1 tRNA gene is annotated in these 317 nt (G+C 43.5%); it reads right to left on the reverse strand.

The window, feature by feature from the left end:
- Positions 1 to 192: 192 nt before the first annotated feature.
- Positions 193 to 268, reverse strand: a tRNA-Ala gene (locus tag FGG79_RS21525).
- Between the last annotated feature and the right edge of the window lie 49 nt (positions 269 to 317).

Here is a 317-nt window from a genome sequence, read left to right on the forward strand (position 1 = left end):
CTTGTTCAACAGCTAGGCTGCTAAATCAACATTTGATCACTTACTACTTAAGGTTTAAAACCTAAAATGGCGATACTCGGTAATTTCTTGACTATCAATTTATCTTTATCTAGTTTTCAAAGAACAATCTATAATCTCATAAGAGATAATATGGATGGTTATTTTACTCCGCTATCGCTTCGTAAAAAACCTTGGTGGAGCCTAGCGGGATCGAACCGCTGACCTCCTGCGTGCAAAGCAGGCGCTCTCCCAGCTGAGCTAAGGCCCCAAGGGGATCGAATATGGTGGGCCTAAGTGGACTCGAACCACCGACCTCA

This window comes from Bacillus sp. BHET2 (assembly GCF_005938125.1).
Classification (GTDB): Bacteria; Bacillota; Bacilli; order Bacillales; family Bacillaceae_B; genus Rossellomorea.